The sequence below is a fragment of the Clostridium sp. Ade.TY genome (genome assembly GCF_000498355.1).
Classification (GTDB): Bacteria; Bacillota; Clostridia; order Clostridiales; family Clostridiaceae; genus Clostridium.
In genome coordinates, this window is the sequence record NZ_AVSV01000026.1 from 14,025 (window position 1) to 37,332 (window position 23,308).

The window sequence follows — 23,308 nt, forward strand, 5'->3', positions numbered from 1 at the left end:
GTAGAGGAACTAAAAATATGGCAAATATGAGTAAAAAAAATAGATTTGAAATAGCTATTGGATTTGGAGTTATTGGAATAATTTTAATGATTATAATACCATTACCTCCATTTATATTGGACATACTGTTAGTATTAAATATTAGTTTATCAGTGCTTATTTTATTAATGACACTTTTTTCAACTAATATTCTTCAATTATCAATATTCCCAACTATATTGTTAATAACAACTCTTTTTAGATTAGGATTAAATATTTCCTCAACAAGACTTATTTTAGGAGAAGGTTATGCAGGAAATGTAATTGAATCTTTTGGTAGTTTTGTTGTTAGAGGAAATTATGTTGTTGGAATAATTATTTTCTTAATTATTATAATAATTCAATTTGTAGTTATAACGAATGGTTCAAGTAGAGTTTCAGAAGTATCAGCAAGATTTACATTAGATGCTATGCCGGGAAAACAAATGAGTATTGATGCAGATTTAAATGCAGGTATGATTAATGAAGTTACTGCAAAAAAGAGAAGAAGAGAATTACAACAAGAGGCAGATTTTTACGGTTCTATGGATGGTGCATCTAAGTTTGTTAAAGGTGATGCAATAGCAGGAATAATTATTACAATAATTAATATTATTGGAGGAATAATTATTGGTGTTGTAATGCTTAATATGGATTTTCTTCAATCAACTCAAACTTATGTAAGATTAACAATAGGAGATGGACTTGTTAGCCAAATACCAGCATTGTTAATATCTACATCAGCAGGGATACTTGTTACTAGAGCAGACAATGATGAAAGTTTTGCAAGTTTAGCTGGACAGCAACTTACATCTATACCAAAGGCAATGATGATGACTGGAGTAGTGTTATTTATTTTAGGACTTATGCCAGGGCTACCAACATTAACATTTTTCACTTTAGGAATTGGACTTGTTTTAATTGGATTTACTTTAAGAAATAATAAAAATAAAGCTAAAGAAGAAGAAAATAAATTAGAAGTAGAAAATGAAGAGACAGTAGCAGCAAATGAAGTTGAGGATGTTACTGAACTTCTTAATGTGGAAGTTTTAGAAGTTGAAATAGGTTATGGACTTATTCCTCTTGCTGATGAAAGTAATGGGGGAGATTTACTGCAAAGAATATCTTCAATAAGAAGACAATGTGCAATTGATATGGGGATAATATTACAACCTATTAGAATTAGAGATAACCTTCAGTTAGAACCAAATGAGTATTGTATAAAAATAAGAGGGAATAAAGTAGCTACATATGCATTAATGCCGACAATGATTTTATGTATGGATCCTATGGGATTAGGCTTAGATATAGAAGGAATAAAAGCTATAGAGCCAAGTTTTGGATTAGAAGCTAAATGGATAAGTAGTGATAAAGTTGAAGAAGCAGAGTTAAGAGGATATACAATAGTAGATCCATCAACTATATTAGTTACACATTTATTAGAAATTATAAAAGATAAAGCTTATGAACTTATAGGAAGAGAAGAAGTAAAAGCTATAATAGATGCAACTAAAGAAAAATATAGTGTAGTTGTAGAGGAACTAATACCAGATTTAATGACATTAGGTGAAGTACAAAAAGTATTTCAAAATTTACTTAGAGAAAAGGTATCAATTAAAGATAGAGTAACAATTTTAGAAACTCTAGCAGATAATGCAGTAAATACTAAAGATATCGAACTTTTAACAGAGTATGTAAGAATGGCATTAAACAAAAGCATTTGTAATAGGCTTGTAGATGAAAATAATTATATAACAGTAGCTACATTATCTAGTGATGTGGAAAGTTTAATACTAAATAATCTTCAAAAATCTATGAATGGAACTTATCCAGCAGTAGATCCTGATAGTACAAATAAAATATTTACAAGCATTAAAGAAATCTCAGAAAGTATTGATTTTTATAATAATATACCAGTAATCTTAGTATCTCCTAAAATAAGAGCTCCATTTAGAAAATTAGTTGAAATGGTATTTCCTAATGTATCTATATTGTCACTTAATGAAATTCCAAATGATGTTCAAATAAGGGCAAGTGCAGTAGTAAATATTTAACTAGGGGGTAGCTCAATAAGATGGATAAGGAAAAATATATATTAGATAATATTAATCTTGTTAGATATATAGCCTCTAAATATAAAAATAATAGTATTGGAATAGAGTATGAAGATTTGGTAAGCTGCGGTACTGTTGGGCTTTTAGAAGCGTTTAATACTTTTGATGATACTAAAGGGTGCAAATTTTCAAGTTATGCGAGTTTAAAAATAAGAGCTTCTATAATAGACGAAATAAGAAGGCAATCACCTATATCAAGAAATGATATTATCAAAATAAATAATTACAATGATGCAATTTTTACTTTACAAAATAAATTACTTAGAGAACCAACAGATATTGAAGTTTCTAGTTACTTAAATATAAATGTAGATGAAGTAAAGAAACTTGAAAATAAAATTTATAAAATGAGTATAACTTCTTTGGATAGTATTATTTTTCAAGAAAATACTGATATTAGTCTAATTGATACAATAAAAGATGATGAGAAGAAAACGCCATTAAATGTTATTGAAAAAGAAGAAAAGATAGAGATTTTAACAAAGGCTATAGATAGTTTAAAGGAAAGATATAAATTAATTTTATCATTATATTATTATGAAGAACTTACTTTAAAAGAAATAGGAAAGATATTAGAAATATCTGAATCTAGAGTATCTCAATTACATAGTAAGGCAATTATTAACTTAAGAAATGCAATAAAGAAAATGAATTATAACATAGATTAGGAGGACTAATATGTTAAGAGGAATGTATTCATCAATATCTGCCATGCTTAATTTACAAGCTAGTCAAGAAGTAATAGGTAATAATATAGCAAATATAAATACTACAGGATATAAAAGTGAAAAAGTTATATCAAAAACTTTTGATGATATGATGTTAAGCAATAAAGATAGATATATAAATGGAAAAGGTGTAAAGCAAAATTTAGGAACATTAAATCCTGGAGTTAGAATTGATGAAATAAGTACTGATTACTCTCAAGGATTAATTGTTGAAACAAATAATGATACAGATTTTTCAATAGAGGGAAAGGGTTTTTTTACTATACGAGATGAAAACGGTAATACAAAATATTCTAGAGATGGTTGTTTTAGAATAGATAGTAAGGGTTATTTAGTTAATAGTTCAGGATATCAAATTATTGGAATAAATCAAAACAATAATAATATAGAGCCAATAAGAGTTGGAAAATCTAAAATTACTATGGATAAAAATAATAATATTTTATTAGATTCAAAAGTGAAATATAAGTTTAATATAGTAGATTTTAAAGATTATAAAACTTTGAAAAAAGTTGGACAAAACTTAGTAGATGGGGAGAGTCCTAATACAATTACTAACTATAAAATAAAAAACGGTTGTAAAGAAAGATCAAATGTTGATATTATTGAAGCTTCATCAGCATTAATGTGTAATTTAAGAGCATTTGAAGCAAATCAAAGGGTAGTTCAAATAATGGATTCTACTTTAAGTAAAATGGCTAATGAAATAGGAACTGTTAGGTAGGTGAATTTGTATGTTTGACATAATTAATATTGCTAAAAGTGGTATGGGGTCTAATCAAGATAAAATAGATGTTATATCAAATAACATTGTAAATATTAATACTGTAGGATATAAAAAATTAGATACTCAATTTGAGGATTTGGTTAGAAAAAGTATGAAAAGAGATTCTTTTCCTATAAATGATAAAAGTACAACGATAGGAACAGGATCTAAAGAGACTGAAGAATTTAGAGTCTTTAAGCAAGGTACATTAATTAAAACTGAAAAAAATAGTAATTTAGCTATAGATGGAGAAGGTTTATTTAGAGTAATTAAGAGTGATAATACATATGCGTATACTAGAAATGGTGAGTTTAATGTAGATTCTAGTGGTAAATTAGTAGATAGTAATGGAAATATATTATATATGCAGTTTATAGGAAATAATAATTACTCTAATATAGGACTTAAAAATAATAATTTTACTGTTAATAAATTAGGAGAAGTATTTGTTAAAGGCAATAAAGTTGCAAATATTAATACATATAAATCTGATGGAGATATGGATTTTTTATCAATTGGTGATAATTTATTCTCTCCTAAAAATGGAACTAATATAAAGGTAGAAAAAAATCGTAATATTATGCAAGGATATACTGAAATGTCAAATGTTAATATGGCAGAAGAGATTACTAAGTTAATGGCAACTCAAAGAGCATTTCAATTAAATAGTAAAAGTTTTAAAATCGCAGATGATATGTGGTCTATGATAAACAATTTACAATCAAGATAAGAAAGAGGATAAGATATGAATGATGTACAATTATATGACTTTAAGAAAAGTGAAAAGTTTTCTATAGAAAATATAAGACATCTAGTAATGATGAGTGAGGAATTTTGTAAAACTTCAAATATACAAATAAGTTATGAAACAAAAAAAGAAGGCTTTAAATTAGAGTTAGAAACAAGTAATCAAGTTAGTTATGATGATTTTTTAGAAAGAACGAATAAAGATGATATTATAATTAAATACAATATTGATTCTAATGTTCAGAATTTAACTTTATTTATAGATAAAAGTGTTGTACTTAGTTTAGTAGATTTACTTTTAGGCGGTAGTGGAAATGTTGGAGATATTAGCAGAGAAGCTACTGGTATAGATTTAGAACTTATAAGGTATTTATTACAAAGCTTATTACAAAGAATATATTTACCATACCAATATGATAATATTGAAATAACAAATATATATACAACTCCAGCTCAGTACCAAAGACTTACAGGTAAAGATGTTGTATTTGAATCAATAATAGGAGTTAAAATTAATAATGATATTATTGGAAAAATGAGATTTTGTATACCTTATAAAAGTATGGAACCTGTAATAAATACTTTAGTAAATATAAATATTAGTTCTGAAGAAGAAGAAAAGTTGAAAGATATTTTTTCTAATGAAATTTTTGAATATGTAAAAAATGTTAATATGGACATACAAGCTAAACTTGGAGCTATAAATATAAGTATCAATGACTTGTTAAATCTTCAAGAAGGAGATGTAGTTATTTTAAATCAAAAAATAAATGATGATATTATAGTTAAAGTTGGTGGAGCAGATACATATAAAGCAAAGCCAGGAGTATTAGGTATTAAAAAAGGTATTCAAATAACCGATATTATTAGTAGGGAGAGGTAAGAAATGATAGATAATATAGCTAGAATATTAGACATACCAATAGAAATAACGGCAGTATTAGGAAGAACTAAAATGTCATTAAGTCAAGTTTTGGCACTTGGAAAAGGATCTATAATTGAATTAGATACTTTAGAAGATGCAGAGGTAGAAATACTTGCAAATGGAAAGAAGATAGCATATGGACAAGTGGTAGTTTCTAAGCAAAACTTTGGAATAAAAATAACTAAAGTTTTAGATTCAGAAGATTTAGTTAAAACATTAAAATAACTCAACATAGGAAGAGGTATTTTAATGTTTTAATATACATACTTAAAACAGTATATTTGGTAAAGAATTATAATATTGTTAAATGATTAAGAAAAAAGTTGTAAGAATTAAAAATTTTATTTTAAATAGCACATATTGACCTATGAGTTAATTGAATAAAAAAAGGAGATATGTCTATAATGTAGATGTATCTCTTTTTTTAGATGCGTAATACCAATATATTGGAGGTTGTTATGAGGACAAGCTTAAATTTTGAAAATCAATTAACTATGATAGCTCAAATGACAAATGATGCTAGATTTCAAGTTTTAGAGTATGATGAGCTAAATGGTGCAGTTGATATAGATACGGCTTTTGATTTAAATATTATGAAAAAAAGTGGAATTAAATTAAAGCAAATAAGGATAATATTAAATGAAAGTCGCGTTAAGGTAGAAAATGGAGCTTTAAGTTATATGAAAGGTGACATAGATATAGTAAATAAAACTGGTGGATTAATTGGTATATCAAAAAAATTTATATCAAGTAAGTTAACAGGAGAAGAAATGTTTAAGCCTATATATGAAGGTAGTGGAGAAATTTTTTTAGAGCCATCTTTTAAACATTACGCACTTATAGAACTTAAAGATGAACAAATAATAATAGATGATGGAATGTTTTTAGCAAGCGAAGAAGATGTATATATAGAGGCAACTGGACAGAAAACATTTTCAGCTATGCTTTTTGGAGAAGAGAGTCTATTTCAAACAAAGGTCTATGGAAGTGGAATAGTTGCATTAGAGCTTCCGGTACCTGAAAATGAAGTTTTTGCTTGTAGATTAAATAATGATACTTTAAAGGTTGATGGAAGTTTTGCCATATTAAGAAGTGGAAATATTCAATTTTCAGTAGAAAAGTCAGCAACATCAATAATTGGTAGTGCAACAAGTGGAGAAGGATTTTTAAATGTTTATAAAGGAACTGGAGAAGTATGGTTAGTTCCGACAAAAATAGTATATGATAAGATGAAAGAAATGAATATTAAAGATAATTTTAGAGAAGAAGAATTTGATGATAAATAATGTAAATTCTTTTGTATGATAAAGTTGTGAATTATTAAAGTAAAGATGATATAATTAGGGTATATTTAGAAGTACGGAGGAGAAATATGGGTACAATAAATTCAAAGATAAAAGGTGAAGATATAGAATTACTTTTTGAAGCTATATTAAAATTAGAAAATAAGGATGAATGTTATAGATTTTTTGAAGACATAGCAACAATTACTGAACTTAAGAGCCTATCACAAAGAATATTAGTAGCAAAACTTTTAAAAGAAAAGAAAACTTATACAGAAATTGCAGAAGAAACAGGAGCTAGTACTGCTACTATAAGTAGAGTAAATAGATGCTTAAATTATGGAAGTGATGGATACAGTATAATTTTAGATAGAATTAACTCTGAAAAAGTTGTCAATAAATAGTGAAACAAATATAATATAATAGTAGAAAAGTTACAAAAAAAGTTAACTTAAAAGAACAGAAAGAGGTAAATTTTTATGAGTAGAATGTTTGGAACTGATGGAGTAAGAGGAGTAGCAAATACTGAACTTACTGCTGAACTTGCATATAATTTAGGAAGAGCAGGAGCTTATGTATTAACAGAAGGAGCTCACAAACCAAAAATATTAGTTGCAAAAGATACAAGAATATCAGGAGATATGTTAGAAGCTGCATTAGTTGCTGGAATATTATCAGTTGGAGCTGAAGCTGTAGTTCTTGGCGTTATACCAACACCAGCAGTAGCACACTTAACTAGAGAGTATGGAGCAGATGCTGGAGTTATGATATCAGCATCACATAATCCTGTAGAATACAATGGTATAAAATTCTTTAATAATAAAGGTTACAAACTTTCTGATGAACTTGAAGATGAAATTCAAAGAGTAATAGAATCAGGTTTTGAAGGAGTACCAAGTCCAGTAGGAACTTCACTTGGAAGAGAAAGAGTAGAAGTTTCAGCTTTAGAAGATTATATTGAGTTTGCAAAAGGTACAACAGCAGTAAATCTTTCAGGAATGAAGATAGCTTTAGACTGTGCAAATGGTGCTGCATATAAGGCTGCGGTTCAAGCTTTTAGAGATTTAGGAGCTGAAGTTTATGTTATAAATGATAATCCAGATGGAACAAATATAAACGAAAATTGTGGATCAACTCATCCAGAAGAACTTATGGAATATGTAGTTAAAAAGGGTTGTAATGCTGGATTTGCATTTGATGGAGATGCTGATAGATGTTTAGCAGTTGATGAAAAAGGAAATTTAATAAATGGAGACTTTATCTTAACTTTATGTGCTAAACATTTAAAAGAAATAGGAAGACTTAAGGATGAAACTTTAGTTGTTACTGTTATGAGTAACTTAGGTTTAGATATTGCATGTAAAAGTTTAGGAATAAAAACTGTAAAAACTAAGGTTGGAGATAGATACGTACTAGAAGAAATGTTAGATAAAGGATATGTAATTGGTGGAGAACAATCAGGCCATATTATATTCTTAGAGTGCAATACAACTGGAGATGGATTAGTTACTGCACTTCAAGTTGCATCAATATTAAAGAGAGAAAATAAAACTTTAAGTGAGTTATGTTCAATAATGAAAGAACTTCCACAAGTTTTAGTAAATGCAACAGTACCTAATGATAAAAAAGATATTTATTTAAAAGATGCTGAAATCATAGCTGAAATTGAAAGAATGGAAAAATTAATGGATGGAAAAGGAAGAGTATTAATAAGACCTTCAGGAACAGAACCATTAGTTAGAGTTATGCTAGAAGGAGAAGACCAAGAAGAAATAGATAAGCTAGCTCATAATTTAGCTGATATGATATTAGCTAAGTGTTAGTAAATTTTAAATAAAAAAGAGAAGTTATATTCTATAACTTCTCTTTTTTATTTTATATAGTATTAACTAGATTATTATTAAAATTTGGATTTAAAGTTCTTAACAATCTATCAGTTGGAATAAGTTTTAAAATAATCATACATATTATCATTTCAGCTCCAACTAAAGGAAGATTTACTATTGCTGAATAAACTAAAGCACCCATTTCTGCTGGAGCGAATGAACCAAAGAACACAACTCCAGATATAAAGTGACATAAAAATTTAGTGAAAAATGCTACAAATACACCGAGCATCCTATGATTTTTTCTAAAATAATTTATTCCTGCAAGCCCCATAGCTAGTGACGGTAATGGATAATCAAAAAGCATTTGAACTGGATGTATTATATATGGATCAGTAAGTAAATTAATTAACCCATATAAAAAGCCAGTTAAAAAACCAATTTCTTTACCATAAGCAAAGGCTATTATAAGTATTGGAACCATACAACCTAAAGTTATACTTCCACCTTGAGGAAATCTATATATTCTAAAAACATTAAGAATAGTAGAAAGTGCTAATGCGATAGCTATATTAGTCATTATTCTTGCATTTAATTTTATTTTTCTGAATTTAAATAAAGCAAAAAATAGTACTAAACAAGCAATTATAGTAAGTATAGACATAGGGCTTTCTAAAATCGTCCTAAATTTTTCTGGGATATTTGTATAAAGATTTGTAAATCTTTCTCCCCAATCGCTTAAAAATTCCATAAAAAAAACCTCCTATTTGTGCTAGAAGGATGTAAAAGAACTGAGTCTTTTGCTTTCCTACGCTGGTATTACCCAGATCAGGTTAAAGGGTTAATGCTAACTTATGCATCTCTCAGCCATAAAGGCACCCCTAGCACATAAAATAATATTTAATTGACAAGCTTATTGTAATATTACAAATTTATAATGTCAATAATTTTAAACATTAAATGAAATTTAAGTTAATAAGTGGTAGAATTTAATATAATAAAATTGTAAGCATAGGAGGATATTATGGTATTAATATTGGTGGTTATATTAACTATAATAATATTTTTATATGTTCAAAATAATTGGATATATGTTAACAGTATTAATATAGAAGTAGAAGAATTTAATTTAAATAATATATATAAGATTGTTCATTTAAGTGATTTACATAATAAACTTTTTGGCAAAAAACAAAAGAGATTAATTAATAAAATAAAAAAGCTAGAACCTAATATTATAGTTTTTACTGGAGATATTGTTGATAGTTATACTTTAAATAAAGAGCCTGCTATTATATTAATGGAAGAATTAATAAAAATAGCAAAAGTATATTATGTAACAGGAAATCATGAAATAAGAACTAATACTTATGATGAATTAAAAGAAAAATTTAGAAATATAGGTGTAGTTGTTTTAGATGATGAAATCCAAAGTTTAAATATAGGAAATAATAAAGTAGATTTAATAGGAATTAAAGATTATATAAATAGTTACAGTACAGAGTTAAAATTAAATAAAATTATTAAAAATACAAATAATTATAAAATTCTTTTAGTACATAGACCAGAGAGAATTAATATTTATAGTAATCATAATATAAACTTAGTTTTTTCAGGCCATGCACACGGTGGGCAAGTAAGAATACCATTTATAGGAGGAGTAATAGCTCCAAGTCAAGGGCTTTTTCCAAAGTATACTGAAGGTATGAATGAAGTTAATAATACAAAGTTAGTAATAAGTAGAGGTCTTGGAAATAGTGCATTCCCATTTAGAATATTGAATAGGCCAGAGATAGTTAGTGTAACTATAAAAAATAAATAAAAATATAAAATTGAAAAGGAGATTAAGGTGAAAGTATATGATTTAACACATTATTTAGATGAGAATATGACTTCTTATTCAGAAGAAGAAGGATATTTTAAAGAAGGATTAAGCACAATAGATAAAGATGGATATAATGTTTTAAAAATATCTTTATCATCACATACTGGAACTCATATAGATTTTCCAAGACATATATTTAATAATGGCAAAACATTAGATTGTTTTAATGTAGAAGAATTTATAGGCAGGGCATATATAATAAACTGCAAAGAGAGAAATATAATAGATTTAAAGTTCCTTTTAAATTATAAAAAAGAGATAGAAGATTGTGATTATTTAATATTAAATACGGGATACGAAAAATATTGGAACAATAAAAAATATTTTTTTAATTATCCTAGATTATCTTATGAAGCATCAAAATTTCTTAGCAATATAAAAAAGTTAAAAGGCATAGGTATAGATTGTATATCTATTGATGGTGAAAATGATGAGAATTTAATAAATCATAAAAATCTTTTAAAGAATGATAAGCTTATAATAGAAAATCTCTGTGGATTAGATAATATAAATAGTAAATTTCAAATAATAATAGCACCATTAAAAATAAAAGGTGGAGATGGCTCTCCTTGCAGAGTTTATGGAATAGTTAAGTAATTGATTAAAACATACAGTTAAAAAAGAATTTAATTAAAAAAACAAACTTAAAAAGCTAGTTAGAAATCTAACTAGCTTTTATTTTGGTTGCGGGAGCAGGACTTGAACCTACGACCTTCGGGTTATGAGCCCGACGAGCTACCAACTGCTCCATCCCGCGATATTAATTTAAATCATTCAGTAGGTTAACTATACTCTTAAATAAAACCTTTGTCAACTGAATTATTAAAATAACTTTATTTATTTTAATAAAGTTTATAAAACTTTTGATTCTTTATGACCACAAGTTGGACATTTAAAATTAATTTTTTCAAATTTAGAATTATCATAAGCATATAAGTTTTCTTCCATAGTATCTCCACAAATAGGACAAATTAAACATTTTAAATTGTTTTTTGAAATTTTACGTTTGTTATTCATATTATCACTTCCTAAAAATAAGATAGCATATTATTAAGATAAATAAAATAATACTTTTAAAAAATAAAAAAAACTGATATTATATCAATAAAGTTTAATTCATAGTAAGTTTATAGGAATACTAAGGATAAAGTTTTAGGATTAACTTAATTTTAAAGGTAAATACTAATAAAAAGGAGGTATTACTTTGGAGATTTATTTAGATAATTCTGCAACTACAAAGCCTTATAAAGAAGTAATTGAAGAGATGGCAAATGCAATGGAAAAATATTATGGAAATCCATCATCATTACATAAGATAGGAATTAATGCAGAGAAAAAGATAAATGAATGCAGAGAATATATAGCTAGTACTATAAATGCATCTAAGGATGAAATTTATTTTACATCAGGTGCAAGTGAGGGAAATAATTTAGTTATAAAAGGTATACCAAAGAAGGGAAATCATATTATAACAACTAAATTTGAACATCATTCAGTTCTTAAAGTATATGAGGAGTTAGAAAAGCAAGGTATTAATGTTACATATTTAGATGTTGATAAAGAAGGAATGATTTCTTTAAAACAACTAGAAGATTCTATAAATAAAGATACTGTACTTATATCCATAATGTTTGTAAATAATGAAATTGGTTCTATTCAGAATATATGTAAAATAGGAAAACTTATAAAGGAAAAAAGTAGTAGAGCAAAATTTCATGTTGATGCAGTTCAAGCATATGGAAAGTTTTTTATAGATGTAAAGAAAATGAATATAGATATTTTAACAACAACAGGGCATAAATTTCATGGACCTAAAGGAACAGGATTTTTATATTTAAAAAAGGGAATAAGACCAAACTCATTAATACATGGTGGAAGTCAAGAAAATGGGTTGAGAGCAGGGACTCATAATGTTCCAGGAATAATAGCACTCAAAAAAGCTTGTGAAATAGCTTGTGAAAGTAGAACTGAAAATTATATTAAAGTTTTAGAATTAAAAACATATATGATAGATAGATTAAAAGAAATAAATGATATTTATATAAATAGTCCTAATGATGATAAACATTCACCATACATATTAAATGTTACATTTAAAGGTGTAAGAGCTGAGGTATTACTTCATATGTTAGAAGAAGATAATATATATGTTTCAACTGGATCTGCTTGCACTTCAAAAACTAATATAGCAAGTGGGAGTTATGTATTAAAGGCAATTGGTCTTTGTGATAAAGATGCTGAAGGTGGAGTAAGATTCTCTTTTAGTGAGGACAATACAAAAGAAGAAATAGATATAGTTATAAATAATCTAAAAAGGTCATTACCATTTTTAAGGAGGATGAAAAGATGAGTAAACTTATATTAGTAAAATATGCATCTGAAATATTTTTAAAAGGTCTCAATAGAAATAAATTTGAAAAAAGATTAAGAGACAACATAAAAAAGAAACTTAAAGGCTTAGATTTTGAAATATTAAATGATCAAAATAGATACTTTATTAAAGTAGATAATATGGAAGAAGGAATTAAAAGAATAAGAAAAGTATTTGGAATAGCAGAAATATGTGTAGTAACTCAAGTTGAAAGAAATATGGATGATATTAAAGAAGAAGTTTTAAATAAAATTAAAGAAGCAGATCCAAATACATTTAAAATTCAAACTAATAGAGCTAATAAAAGTTTTGAAGGAACATCTATGGATATATCAAGAGAAATAGGGGCGTATGTTCTTTCAATATATGAGGATAGTTTAGATGTTGATGTTAAAAATCCAGAGTGCCTAGTAAATGTAGAAATAAGAGATAAAGCTTATGTTTACACTAGTGCTGATAGAATAAAAGCTGTAGGAGGACTTCCTTATGGAATAAATGGAAGTACAATGCTTATGTTATCTGGGGGAATTGATTCACCAGTGGCAGGTTACTTAATGGCAAGACGTGGAGTTGAACTTAATTGTATTTATTATCATAGTCATCCATACACATCTGAAAGAGCAAAAGATAAAGTAAAGGAGCTTGCAAAAATATTAAGTGAATATACAGAAAAAGTTAGACTTTTTATAGTTCCATTTACTGATATTCAAATGGAAATAATAAACAATTGCCCAGAAGATGAATTAACAATAATAATGAGAAGATTTATGATGAGAGTTGCTTGCAAGATGGCTGAAAAAGAGGGGATTCAGTGTATATCAAGTGGAGAAAGTATAGGTCAAGTAGCAAGTCAAACAATGGAAGGGCTTACTGTAAGTACTGAAGTTGCTGATAGACCAGTATTTAGACCGCTTATAACAATGGATAAGGGAGATATTATGGATATGGCAAGAGAAATAGGAACATATGAAACATCAATACTTCCATATGAGGATTGTTGCACTATATTTGTACCAAAGCATCCAAAAACAAAACCAAAAGTTAAATATATACAAAAATCAGAAGAAAGTTTAAATATAGATGAATTAGTAGAAAAAGCTATAAATGAAACAGAAGTTGTAGTATTTTAAATTTAATTTTAACCTTCCTTTAGCATTCTAATATATTAATATAAAGGGATATTTTAAGTAATAGTAAACTTTAAAAAAAGGGGAGGTATTTATGCAATTTAAAATTACTCCTATTGAAGAAAAACAATATTTAAATGGAGAAATTAGAGATGTACGAGATAAATTAATTGTTATTTGTAAGAAAAATAATTGCAACTGTTCAAATATTAAAGGTTCTTTTTATTTAAGATTTAATGTTAATTTAGCATTTAATCAATTAAATAGAGATGTATTTAGATTATGTTTATATCTTGATAGTTTAAAATGTACAAATTCTATGATAATAAAAATAAATGTAGAAATACGAGAAAATTCAACTAATATTATAGAAAATAGTTGTATAACTTATAGAGTAAATTCATCAGAAGTAGGAAAATATATTAGTATAAATTTATTAAAAGCTTTTGAATGCTTAAATATAAATACGATTAATGAAATTAATATAAATGTATCACCAGAAGGAAATGGAGCAGCAGTATTCTGTTCAAATAATACAAGTAGGAATCCTTTCATATTCTTAGAGTCTATAAGAACTGTAGGCCCAATAGGTCCACAGGGACCTCAAGGACCAGTAGGACCAAGAGGACCAAGAGGTCCTCAGGGTGAGAGAGGTCCAATAGGCCCAAGAGGAGTAAGAGGAGAAACAGGTGAAGTAGGTCCAATTGGACCAGAAGGGGCTCAAGGTCCAAGAGGTCCAAGAGGAATAGAAGGAGCACAAGGCCCAGAGGGACCAGAAGGACCAGCGGGAGAAGCAAATATAAATACTTTTGGTTCATATACTAAAGTTAATTCAATAAATAATTCAGAGGGATTATTAAATTTATTTAATGGGATAGTCAATGAGAGTGGATCACTAGAGCATACTAATAATGAAATTATTATTGGCGAAAGTGGTAATTATAGAATAACATTTAGTATAACTATACCAGGAGGAAGTTGTATTGATAGATTAAGAGTAAATGGAATTGGAGATAAAGGGAATATTGTTCCGGTATTTTCTCATTGTCAAATAACAACTCAAGCATTTTTTGATAGAATAATATTTTTAACTGACAGTACAAGAGTATCTGTAGAATCATTTAGAAATGAAGATATAAGAATAGGTTGTAGAGAAGAGAATATATCATATTTTACAATAATGAAGCTTAATTAAAATAAAAAATATGCTACTAAATTTTAGTAGCATATTTTTATTTTATTTAAATTATGCAGTTTCTTCATCTTCATGGGCAAATTGGCTGTTATAAAGATCTGCATAGAAACCACCTTTTTCAAGAAGTTCATTATGAGTACCTTGTTCTATAACATCACCATGATTCATAACTAATATAAGGTCTGCATCTTTTATTGTTGAAAGTCTATGTGCAATTACAAAGTTTGTTCTGCCTTTCATAAGTCTTGTCATTGCATTTTGAATATAACTTTCAGTTCTAGTATCAACTGAACTTGTAGCTTCATCAAGTATCAATACTTTAGGGTTAGCAAGTATTGCTCTAGCTATAGTTAATAATTGCTTTTGACCTTGTGATATATTTGAAGCTTCTTCATTTAATATTGTGTCATATCCTTGAGGTAAAGTTCTTATGAAATAGTCTGCATGTGCAGCTTTTGCAGCATTTACAACTTCTTCAAAAGTAGCATCTTCTTTTCCGTAAGCTATATTATCTTTAATGCTACCATTAAATAACCAAGTATCTTGAAGAACCATACCAAACATGCTTCTTAAATATCCACGAGAGAATTCAGTTATATCAACTCCATCGAATTCAATAGCTCCACCATTTAATTCGTAGAATCTCATCATAAGATTTATTAATGTTGTTTTACCAGCTCCAGTAGGACCAACTATAGCAACAGTTTGACCTTCTTTAGCAGATACTTGCATGTCATTCATTAATATATTATCTTTACTATATCCAAATTTAACATGCTTAAAATCTACATTTCCTTTAGGGTTATCAAGTGTTATTGGATTAATTGGATCTTCAACTTCTTCTTCTTCATCTAAGATTTCAAAAACTCTTTCAGCTGAAGCCATTGTTGATTGGAGAATATTTGCAATGTTAGCTGTTTGGTTAATCATTTGAGTAAATTGTCTTGAATATTGAATAAATGATTGAATGTAACCAACGCTTAATTTGTTTTTAGTAACTAATATACCACCAACAACTGCTATAATTACATAACCAACATTGTTTATAAAATTCATAAGTGGCATTATAAGACCTGACATAAATTGAGCTTTCCAAGCTGAATCATAAAGTTTTTCATTTATATCATCAAATTCTTTGATAGCTTTCTTTTCATGTCCGAAGGCTTTAACAACAGTATTACCAGTATAAATTTCTTCAACATGGCCATTAAGAGCTCCAAGTTCTCTTTGTTGATCTGAGAAGTATTTTTGTGATTTACCTATTATAGGTCTAGTTGCAATTATACATACAGGTAAAGTTAAAATACATATTAAAGTTAAAAGTGGGCTTATTGTAAGCATCATAATTGTAATACCAATTATAGTTACAATAGCAGTTATAAGTTGAGTTAAACTTTGTTGTAAAGTACTACTTATATTATCAACATCATTAGTAACTCTACTTAATATATCACCTTTTGAATTTGCATCGAAATATTTTATTGGAAGTCTATTAAGTTTATTATCAACGTCACTTCTCATGTCTTTAACAGTATTTTGAGCAACTCCAGCCATTATATATTGTTGAATATACATGAATGCTGCACTTAAAACATAGAAGAATAAAAGTAATAAAATATAATGTGATAATTTAGTAAAGTCAATTGATGCACCAGGTATTCCTTTGAATTTAGCAATCATACCTTCAAGTATTACGTTAATAGTTTCTCCAAGTAATTTTGGGCTAAATACTGTAAAAGCAGTACTTAATATTGCCATAAATATTACTGATATAAGTTTAGCTCTATGAGGTCTTAAGTATGTTAATAATCTTTTGGTAGTTCCTTTAAAATTCTTAGCTTTTTCACCGCCAATAACAACACCATGACCTCCTTTTCCGCCTCCCATCATAGGAGCTTGTTTTTTATGATTATTCTTATCTATGCTCATTTGAAAGTTCCTCCTCTGAAAGTTGTGATGAGGCAATTTCTTTATAAATTGCACAGTTTTTAAGTAATTCTTTATGAGTTCCTATTCCAACGATGTTACCGTCATCTAGAACTAAGATTCTATCTGCATCCATAATAGTACTTACTCTTTGTGCAACTATTATAACAGCTGAATCTTTAGTTTCACTTTTTAAGGCAGCTCTAAGTTTGGAATCAGTTTTAAAGTCAAGAGCTGAGAAGCTATCATCGAAAAGGTAAACTTCAGGTTTTCTAACTAAAGCACGAGCTATCGCAAGACGTTGTTTTTGACCACCTGAGAAGTTTTTACCACCTTGTTCAACTACTGAATCAAAACCATCTTCTTTTTCCATAATGAAATCATAAGATTGAGATATTTTAGCAGCATGCACAAGCTCTTCCATAGAAGCATCTTCTTTTCCATATCTTAAATTTTCTTTTATATCTCCTGAAAAAAGAACTGCTTTTTGAGGAACAAATCCTATTTTCTTTCTAAGTTCTTGTTGAGACATATTTTTAATATTTAATCCATCTATTAAAATTTCTCCTTTAGTTGGATCATAGAATCTTTCAATAAGATTTAATAATGTTGATTTACCTGATCCAGTACCACCAATTATAGCTGTAGTTTCACCAGGCTTAGTTTCAAATGATATGTTATTTAATGCACCTTTTTCAGCACCAGGGAAGAAGAAGGAAACATTTTTAAACTCAACATAACCTCTTTTAGTAGTTTCATTTTCAATATTATTACTATCTAATATTGAAGGTTCAGTTTCGAGTACTTCATTAATTCTATCAGCAGAAGCAGAAGCTCTTGGAATCATTATAAATAACATACTTACCATTATAAGTGAGAACATTATTTGCATAACATATTGTAAGAATGCCATAAGATTACCAACTTCCATAACACCAGCATCTATTCTATTTGCACCAAACCAAAGTATGGCAACAGAAGTTAAATTTAATATAAGCATAAGAAGTGGCATAAGTAATGCTACAATTTTATTTACCTTAATGGCATTTGTAGTAAAATCAGTATTAGCTTTAGAGAATCTTTTTGTTTCAAAGTTTTGTTTATTGAAGGCTCTTATAACTCTAATACCAGTAAGGTTTTCTCTTAAAACTTTATTTATATTATCAAGTTTAGTTTGCATAGCCTTAAATAAAGGCATTCCTTTTTTTCCTATAAATCCTATAGCTAAAATAACTAATGGCATTGAAACTAAAAGAATAAGAGATAAATCCTTATCAACTGAAATGGCCATTATAATACCACCAATACAAGTAAGTGGGGCAGTAACCATCATTCTAAGTATCATAATTAAAACTTGTTGAACTTGGTTAACATCATTAGTTGTTCTAGTTATAAGTGATGAATTACCTATTTTGTCCATTTCCTTTAAAGAAAATGACTCTGCTTTAACGAAAATATTTCTTCTTAAATCTTTACCAAAAGACATTGATACTTTTGAAGAAATATAACTAGCAAATATTGTACATATACTTCCAACAAGAGATACTAAAATCATAATACCACCAATTTTAAGTATATAATTTACATCGCCATTTATAATACCAGTATCTACTATTTCAGATAGTAAAGTAGGTAAATATAGTTGAGCCATAGTTTGAACAAAAAGTAATATAAGAATAAATATTAAACTTTTAGTATATGGCTTTAAATGCTTAAACAGCTTTATCATATATTTTCACTCCTTAATTTAGTTCAGTTTTATTGTCTTTAAGATTATTTTTTACTTTATTTAATAAATATTGCAAAGAATTAACTTCCTCTTTAGTAAAATTTTTTAAACATATTGAATCTATTTTTTTTATAACTGTCTTTAAATTTTTGCAGGCAGTTATACCTTTTTCAGTTAAATGAATTCTTGAAATTCTCTGATCATTAGAATCAATACTTTTTGATACGAATCCTGCTTTTTCTAATCTTTTTATCATAACAGTAACGGTTGCAGGTCTTATCTTTGTCTTTTCTGCAATCTCTTTTTGACTTATACCATCATTTTTATATATTGTAAAAAGAACAGGGGGTTGTCCTGGATATAAACCTTCTTTTTCAAGTGTTTTATGGCTTAAAGAAAAATGAGCTCTTAAAACTTCTCCTAAAAGTTTATAAAAAGGAAAATTAAATTCACTATCCATAAAATAACTCCTTTCTAAAATTAGTTAGACGACTAATTATTTTAATATTGTAATATCAAATTCTTTAAAATGCAATAGAAAAAAATTGAAAAAATTTAATAATAGATTATATAAATTTTATATAATTAAATTATATTATAAGAGGTGATGAAATGAACTATGTATATATAATAATGTGTAGAGATAATTCTTTATATACGGGGTGGACAAATAATTTAGAAAAAAGATTTAAAATGCATTGTGATGGAAAAGGTGCAAAATATACTAGAGGTAGAGGACCACTTAAAATAGTGTACTTTGAAGAATTTGAAGATAAAGTATTAGCTATGAAAAGAGAATATGAAATAAAGAAATTAAGTAAAAAAGATAAGCTTAAATTAATAGAGAATAAGAATAAATAATTTGCAAAAAAATTTAAAAAAATTAATAAAATTTGTAGCAAAATTTGGAGAAAAAAGTATTTTAAATATATAGACAAAAAATAAATTTATGATAAAATTACTAGGAAGGTATAAAATTTATAAAAATAGGAGTGTGATAAGTATAAAATTAAAAATTAATAATAAATTTTAAAAAGCGCCAGAACTTAAGTTTACGTAATTATAGTTTATTTGGATGGAAACAATAGAACCTTAATAATTTTATTTTAAGTAAGTTCACCAAAATCCAAATTAAATACTAGATATTAACTTAAGTTGACGAGGTTGGGGAGTTATCGAAATTTTCGGCGGGTGCCCCACGGTATATACACTACCGATAACGGCTAGCAAAACTATAAAGTAATTTATAGCACAAATCTAGCTTGGTGTAAAAAATTTAATTTAAGGTTTTTGTAGTCCTAGGATTATTATGCCTTCTTTCAATTTTGCTAGGAGAGAACTTTAAAGAAGATTACAATTAAATATTTTTAAGAAAGAAGGAAGATTTTATGTGCGGAATAGTAGGATATTTTGGAAATAAACAAGCAACAGACTTTTTAGTGGAAGGATTATCAAAGTTAGAGTATAGAGGATACGATTCAGCAGGAGTCGCTGTTATATCTGATGGAAAGATTGAAGTAAAGAAGCAAAAAGGACGTCTTTCAAATCTTGAAGAAAGCTTAAAGGAAGCTCCTATTAATGGAACAATAGGTATTGGTCACACTAGATGGGCAACACACGGAGCACCATCAGACACTAATTCACATCCACATTTAAGTTCTAAAGGAGATATTGCTGTAGTTCATAACGGAATTATTGAGAACTATATAGAGCTTAGAGAATTTTTAAAGGATAAAGGATGTAACTTTATTTCAGAGACAGATACAGAGGTTATACCAAACCTTATACAGTATTACTATGAAGGAGACTTGTTTAAAGCTGTAGTTAGAGCTACAAAAGACTTACAAGGAAGCTTTGCAATTGGTGTTATTTCAAATGATGAACCAGATAAGCTTATTGCAGTAAGACAAGATAGCCCATTAATTGTTGGACTTTCAGATGAAGAAAATTTTATAGCTTCAGATATTCCAGCAGTTTTAAATAGAACAAATAAAGTATATCTTTTAGAAGATAATGAATTTGTTGTTATAACAGCTAAAGGTGTTGAGCTTTTAGATGAAAATGGAGAGAAAATAGAAAAAGATGTATATGAAGTAACATGGAGCGCTGATGCTGCTGAAAAGGGTGGATTTGATTCATTCATGTTAAAAGAAATACACGAACAACCAAAAGCAATTAAAGATACTATGACTTCAAGAGTATCAATGGATCATGAAATTGTTTTTGATGATTTTAAAATTACAAAAGAAGAACTTCAAAATATAGATAGAATATATATGGTAGCTTGTGGAACAGCATATCATGCTGGACTTATGGGAAAATATTCAGTAGAGAAATTAGCTAGAATACCAGTTGAAGTTGATATAGCTTCAGAGTTTAGATATAGAAATCCATTAGTTACAGAAAAGTCATTAGTAATTGTATTAAGTCAATCAGGAGAAACAGCAGATACTTTAGCAGTATTAAGAGATTGTAATAAAATAGGCGCTAAAACTCTTGTTGTTACAAATGTTGTAGGAAGTACAATGTCAAGAGAAGCAGACCATGTTATATATACTATGGCAGGTCCTGAAATTTCAGTAGCTTCAACTAAAGCATATACTACACAAGTTGTAATAATGCACACAATAGCAATGTACTTTGCAGAATTACTTGGAACTTTAAAAACAGAAGAAATAAATAAATTAAAAGAAGAATTATTAATGATTCCTGGAAAAATAGAAGATTTATTAAATGATGCTGACAAAGTTAAAAATGTAGCAGAATCACTTAAAGATGAAGATGATATATTCTTCTTAGGAAGAGGAATGGACTTTGCTCTTGCATTAGAAGGATCATTAAAATTAAAAGAAATATCATATATTCATTCAGAAGCTTACGCTGGAGGAGAATTAAAGCATGGACCTATAGCTTTAATTGAAGAAGGAACAAAAGTTGTTTCAGTTCTTACTCAAAGAGAGCTAATGGATAAGATGATAAGTAATGTAGTTGAAATAAAATCAAGAGGAGCTATAAACTTTGGAATAACATTTAAAGGAAGTGAAAAAGCTCAAGGGGTTTTAGATGAAATGCTATTTATACCAGAAACTATAGATATGTTTGCTCCAATTCTTGCAGCTGTTGAGTTACAATTATTAGCTTACTATGTAGCAAGTCTTAAGGGATTTGATATAGACAAGCCAAGAAATTTAGCTAAATCAGTTACAGTTGAATAAGACTCAATAAAGATGTATAATATTTAAGTTGAGATAATTTTCCAGTAAAGATAAGGAGTGGGTTTTTTTATGAGAGATGAGTTAGTAAGATTAATTAAAGAGTATAAGGATACTGGTAGATGTTTGAAATCAGGGTTAGAATGGTTACCTGATAATGACGCTGCAAGGTCAAAAATTGATGTAATCAATATGGTCATTGAAGATTTAGAAAATATAATTAAGTAAATTATGTTTAAAAGCTTATACACAAAGTGTATAAGCTTTTATTTTTATAAGTTTACGTTTATTTACTTTTAAATTGTTATATTATTTATTTGTAGAATATAGACTAAAGTGAAGAAACTATTTTAAAGTAGCAATATTTGGGATATTATAATAATTGAATAAATAATAAGTTTAATTATAAGAAGGGATATTAAATATGTTTAATATAGTAAGTTCAATTTTAATAATATGTATTTTAAGTGGAATTATAATATTTTTAGCTTATATAAAAACTAATGATTTGAAAGAAGTTTATGGGGAAGACTTCAGTAGGAAATATCCAAATAATTTAAATAAATTAGTGGTTATATTTTTGATAATATTAATTTTACTATTTTTTATAGTGAAAAGATTTGATTTATGGTTTTATAGAGTATTTATGAATCTAATATTAATATCAATAGCTATGATATTTTTGTTAAAATCAAAAGAATATATGAAGTATATTAAGTTAAGAAAATATGCTATTAAAGAAACTTTACTTTCAATAATTATAATTATATTAATTTTAAAATATTTTTTAATAGAAGTTTCTAGTAGATGGTTTTAATCGTTTATATTAGGAGGTTAAAAATATAATGAAAAGTAAAAAAGAGATTAGAAAAAATATTATAGATATAAGAGATAAAATAAATAGTACTGAAAAAAAGATATTAGATAGTGAAATAATAAATAATTTTATAAATAGTTATGAATATAAAGAGGCTAAAGTTATTTTCTCATATATAGGATTTGGATCAGAAATAAATACTAAAATAATAATAAATGATGCATTGAAAAAAGGTAAAATAGTATGTGTACCTAAAGTAAAAGGAAAAGAAATGCTCATTATAAAAATAAGTTCCTTAGATAACTTAGTTAAAAGTAATTATGGAATATTAGAACCAGTTGGCAATGAAACAAATATTAATATAATAGATTTAGACTTAATAATTATGCCTGGAGTAGCTTTTGATAAATTTAAAAATAGAATAGGCTATGGAGGTGGATATTATGATAAGTTATTATATAATTCCAATATATCAGCTTATAAAATTGCATTAGCTTATGATTTTCAAGTTTTAGAAAGTATTTATTCTGAAAATCATGATATAAAAGTAGATAAAATAATAACAGAAAAAAGAGTAATTAAATAATAAATTAATAAAACAACATCGGAAAATTTTCTGATGTTGTTTTTTGTTGTTTT

At 27.2% G+C, this 23,308-nt stretch carries 24 protein-coding genes, 1 tRNA gene and 1 riboswitch; of the genes, 19 read left to right on the forward strand and 6 right to left on the reverse strand.

Annotated features, from left to right (window positions below; translation table 11 throughout):
* The first annotated feature begins 17 nt into the window (after positions 1 to 17).
* The 9 genes from flhA (at position 18) to glmM (ending at position 8,404) form a co-directional block, all read left to right on the forward strand.
* Entirely contained in the window at positions 18 to 2,072 is a 2,055-nt protein-coding gene (gene flhA / locus O212_RS0109485; RefSeq protein ID WP_024614874.1) for a flagellar biosynthesis protein FlhA, read from the forward strand.
* Positions 2,073 to 2,092: 20 nt separating this feature from the next.
* Positions 2,093 to 2,800: a FliA/WhiG family RNA polymerase sigma factor gene (locus O212_RS0109490; protein WP_024614875.1), complete on the forward strand. Its 708-nt coding sequence runs from the start codon at positions 2,093 to 2,095 to the stop codon at positions 2,798 to 2,800.
* Positions 2,801 to 2,810: 10 nt separating this feature from the next.
* Positions 2,811 to 3,584, forward strand: a complete 774-nt coding sequence (locus O212_RS0109495; protein WP_024614876.1) for a flagellar hook-basal body complex protein — start codon at positions 2,811 to 2,813, stop codon at positions 3,582 to 3,584.
* Between the two features lie 10 nt (positions 3,585 to 3,594).
* The gene (locus O212_RS0109500) at positions 3,595 to 4,356 is read left to right on the forward strand and encodes a flagellar hook-basal body complex protein (protein ID WP_024614877.1); all 762 of its coding nucleotides are present in this window, start codon (positions 3,595 to 3,597) and stop codon (positions 4,354 to 4,356) included.
* Between the two features lie 15 nt (positions 4,357 to 4,371).
* On the forward strand, positions 4,372 to 5,256 hold the full coding sequence (locus tag O212_RS16235; RefSeq protein ID WP_024614878.1) for a FliM/FliN family flagellar motor switch protein: 885 nt from the start codon (positions 4,372 to 4,374) through the stop codon (positions 5,254 to 5,256).
* 3 nt (positions 5,257 to 5,259) lie between these two features.
* Positions 5,260 to 5,523 (forward strand): flagellar motor switch protein FliN, encoded by a 264-nt coding sequence (gene fliN, locus O212_RS0109510; RefSeq protein ID WP_024614879.1) that lies wholly within the window; start codon positions 5,260 to 5,262, stop codon positions 5,521 to 5,523.
* Positions 5,524 to 5,756: 233 nt separating this feature from the next.
* Positions 5,757 to 6,584: an AIM24 family protein gene (locus O212_RS0109515; RefSeq protein ID WP_024614880.1), complete on the forward strand. Its 828-nt coding sequence runs from the start codon at positions 5,757 to 5,759 to the stop codon at positions 6,582 to 6,584.
* 86 nt (positions 6,585 to 6,670) lie between these two features.
* Positions 6,671 to 6,985 carry a YerC/YecD family TrpR-related protein gene (locus O212_RS0109520; protein ID WP_024614881.1) on the forward strand — a complete coding sequence of 105 codons (315 nt, stop codon included), beginning with the start codon at positions 6,671 to 6,673 and terminating at the stop codon, positions 6,983 to 6,985.
* A 75-nt stretch (positions 6,986 to 7,060) separates the two neighbouring features.
* Positions 7,061 to 8,404, forward strand: a complete 1,344-nt coding sequence (gene glmM / locus O212_RS0109525; protein WP_024614882.1) for a phosphoglucosamine mutase — start codon at positions 7,061 to 7,063, stop codon at positions 8,402 to 8,404.
* A 52-nt stretch (positions 8,405 to 8,456) separates the two neighbouring features.
* Here the strand turns inward: glmM and thiT are convergent, their stop codons facing one another.
* Positions 8,457 to 9,158: an energy-coupled thiamine transporter ThiT gene (thiT, locus tag O212_RS0109530; protein ID WP_024614883.1), complete on the reverse strand. Its 702-nt coding sequence runs from the start codon at positions 9,156 to 9,158 to the stop codon at positions 8,457 to 8,459.
* A gap of 37 nt (positions 9,159 to 9,195) precedes the next feature.
* Positions 9,196 to 9,300, reverse strand: a riboswitch (TPP riboswitch).
* A 131-nt stretch (positions 9,301 to 9,431) separates the two neighbouring features.
* On the opposite strand from thiT, the gene O212_RS0109535 reads away from it, so the two are divergent.
* Positions 9,432 to 10,229: a metallophosphoesterase gene (locus O212_RS0109535; RefSeq protein WP_024614884.1), complete on the forward strand. Its 798-nt coding sequence runs from the start codon at positions 9,432 to 9,434 to the stop codon at positions 10,227 to 10,229.
* Between the two features lie 27 nt (positions 10,230 to 10,256).
* On the forward strand, positions 10,257 to 10,889 hold the full coding sequence (locus O212_RS0109540) for a cyclase family protein (protein WP_024614885.1): 633 nt from the start codon (positions 10,257 to 10,259) through the stop codon (positions 10,887 to 10,889).
* Between the two features lie 84 nt (positions 10,890 to 10,973).
* Here O212_RS0109540 and O212_RS0109545 read toward each other — a convergent pair.
* A tRNA-Met gene (locus O212_RS0109545) sits at positions 10,974 to 11,049 on the reverse strand.
* 95 nt (positions 11,050 to 11,144) lie between these two features.
* Positions 11,145 to 11,309, reverse strand: coding sequence for a hypothetical protein (locus tag O212_RS16575; RefSeq protein WP_152524863.1), 165 nt, complete (start codon positions 11,307 to 11,309; stop codon positions 11,145 to 11,147).
* 187 nt (positions 11,310 to 11,496) lie between these two features.
* Between O212_RS16575 and O212_RS0109555 the strand changes: the two genes are divergently transcribed.
* The 3 genes from O212_RS0109555 to O212_RS17040 all read left to right on the forward strand — a co-directional run bounded on the left by O212_RS0109555 (position 11,497) and on the right by O212_RS17040 (position 14,985).
* Positions 11,497 to 12,642: a cysteine desulfurase family protein gene (locus tag O212_RS0109555; protein WP_024614886.1), complete on the forward strand. Its 1,146-nt coding sequence runs from the start codon at positions 11,497 to 11,499 to the stop codon at positions 12,640 to 12,642.
* On the forward strand, positions 12,639 to 13,793 hold the full coding sequence (thiI, locus tag O212_RS0109560) for a tRNA uracil 4-sulfurtransferase ThiI (protein ID WP_024614887.1): 1,155 nt from the start codon (positions 12,639 to 12,641) through the stop codon (positions 13,791 to 13,793). Before O212_RS0109555 ends, thiI begins: the two co-directional genes overlap by 4 nt.
* A 91-nt stretch (positions 13,794 to 13,884) precedes the next feature.
* Positions 13,885 to 14,985 carry a collagen-like protein gene (locus tag O212_RS17040; RefSeq protein ID WP_024614888.1) on the forward strand — a complete coding sequence of 367 codons (1,101 nt, stop codon included), beginning with the start codon at positions 13,885 to 13,887 and terminating at the stop codon, positions 14,983 to 14,985.
* A 51-nt stretch (positions 14,986 to 15,036) separates the two neighbouring features.
* Here the strand turns inward: O212_RS17040 and O212_RS0109570 are convergent, their stop codons facing one another.
* The 3 genes from O212_RS0109570 to O212_RS0109580 are packed head-to-tail and all read right to left on the reverse strand — an operon-like array spanning position 15,037 to position 19,100.
* On the reverse strand, positions 15,037 to 16,875 hold the full coding sequence (locus O212_RS0109570; protein ID WP_035279390.1) for an ABC transporter ATP-binding protein: 1,839 nt from the start codon (positions 16,873 to 16,875) through the stop codon (positions 15,037 to 15,039).
* 25 nt (positions 16,876 to 16,900) lie between these two features.
* Positions 16,901 to 18,640 (reverse strand): ABC transporter ATP-binding protein, encoded by a 1,740-nt coding sequence (locus O212_RS0109575; protein WP_024614890.1) that lies wholly within the window; start codon positions 18,638 to 18,640, stop codon positions 16,901 to 16,903.
* Positions 18,641 to 18,653: 13 nt separating this feature from the next.
* Positions 18,654 to 19,100, reverse strand: coding sequence for a MarR family transcriptional regulator (locus tag O212_RS0109580; RefSeq protein ID WP_024614891.1), 447 nt, complete (start codon positions 19,098 to 19,100; stop codon positions 18,654 to 18,656).
* Between the two features lie 152 nt (positions 19,101 to 19,252).
* On the opposite strand from O212_RS0109580, the gene O212_RS0109585 reads away from it, so the two are divergent.
* The 5 genes from O212_RS0109585 (at position 19,253) to O212_RS0109605 (ending at position 23,255) form a co-directional block, all read left to right on the forward strand.
* A complete protein-coding gene (locus tag O212_RS0109585; protein WP_024614892.1) occupies positions 19,253 to 19,501 on the forward strand; it encodes a GIY-YIG nuclease family protein in 249 nt (82 codons plus the stop codon).
* Positions 19,502 to 20,028: 527 nt separating this feature from the next.
* Positions 20,029 to 21,855, forward strand: coding sequence for a glutamine--fructose-6-phosphate transaminase (isomerizing) (glmS, locus tag O212_RS0109590; RefSeq protein WP_024614893.1), 1,827 nt, complete (start codon positions 20,029 to 20,031; stop codon positions 21,853 to 21,855).
* Positions 21,856 to 21,924: 69 nt separating this feature from the next.
* Positions 21,925 to 22,080: a hypothetical protein gene (locus O212_RS16845; protein WP_173391483.1), complete on the forward strand. Its 156-nt coding sequence runs from the start codon at positions 21,925 to 21,927 to the stop codon at positions 22,078 to 22,080.
* 196 nt (positions 22,081 to 22,276) lie between these two features.
* Complete coding sequence (locus O212_RS0109600; RefSeq protein WP_024614894.1) at positions 22,277 to 22,669, forward strand: hypothetical protein; 393 nt, start codon at positions 22,277 to 22,279, stop codon at positions 22,667 to 22,669.
* 28 nt (positions 22,670 to 22,697) lie between these two features.
* Entirely contained in the window at positions 22,698 to 23,255 is a 558-nt protein-coding gene (locus tag O212_RS0109605; protein WP_024614895.1) for a 5-formyltetrahydrofolate cyclo-ligase, read from the forward strand.
* Positions 23,256 to 23,308: the final 53 nt, after the last annotated feature.